This window comes from Hymenobacter agri (assembly GCF_054778495.1).
This window is the reverse complement of sequence record NZ_BAAGZM010001009.1, coordinates 1-1,025: the sequence shown is the minus strand read 5'-3', so window position 1 is coordinate 1,025 and position 1,025 is coordinate 1. Positions and strand designations below refer to the sequence as shown.

General features: G+C 66.5%; 1 protein-coding gene. It reads left to right on the top strand.

Features of this window, described 5'->3' with window-relative positions; genetic code table 11:
• Positions 1 to 157: 157 nt before the first annotated feature.
• Positions 158 to 1,025 (top strand): D-alanyl-D-alanine carboxypeptidase (locus ACYVDE_RS24080; RefSeq protein WP_460504055.1); only part of this gene is annotated, 868 nt, incomplete at its 3' end.

The window sequence follows — 1,025 nt, the reverse complement described above, 5'->3', positions numbered from 1 at the left end:
CAGGCCCTGGCCCGGCATTCGCGGCGCCCGCTGCCACCCGCGCCGGCCGCTAAGCGCCCCCAAACGGGTAATCACCGTTGAGGTGAAGCCGGCTTGCAGTGGCGAATATTCCTGCGCAAAGCCACCTCAGCCCCGTTTGCTGCGTAAGTTGCGACCGATGCTACGCCCATTCTACTTCCTGCTGCTGCTCACGATTGGGACCACCCAATTATCTGCCTGCGCCCAATCGGCCACCGACAAGCCGGCCGGCACGCCCGTGGCCATGCGGCCCGGCCAGCCGCTGCCCTGGCTCGATTCGCTGCTGAGCAGCTCGCCTATTCTGCGCCTGCACCAAGTGGGTATGAGCCTGGCCTACGCCGATAGCACCCGGCCGTTTTACGGCTTCCAGGATGCCAAATACTTCACCCCGGCCAGCAACATGAAGCTGTTCAGCCTCTACGCCGGCCTGCATATTCTCGGCGACTCGCTGCCTAGCCTGCGCTACTTCTCGCGGCACGACACGCTGTTTTTCCAGGGTACCGGCGACCCCACGCTGCTGCATGGCGACGTGCCCAGCCGTCGTGCCTATAGCTTCCTCGCTGGCCGGCCCGAAAAAATGCTGGCCTACTGCGACATCGCCACCGTAACGCCCTTCGGCCCCGGCTGGACCTGGGACGACTACGGCTACTACTTCCAGCCCGAGCGCACGGCGTTCCCCATTTTCGGCAACACGGTGCGCTTCTACGCCACCCCGCCCGCGCCGCCGAAAGCCGGCTCACGACCAGTAGTAGCGCTGCAGTCGCGCATTCGGGTGCTGCCCCGCTTCTTCGCGCCAATGGTGGGTCCGGCCCCGGCCGAGCTGCGCACCCCGGGTCTCGACCCCGACACGCACATCATCCGGGCCTTGCACGAAAACCGCTTCTACGTGCTGCCCACGGCCAAAAAGTGGGTCGATGAAACGCCCTTCGTCACCAGCCGCGGGCTGATGCTGCGGCTGCTGGGCGACACCCTGCGCCGGGCTACCAGCAGCGCCGCCTGGCGGCCCC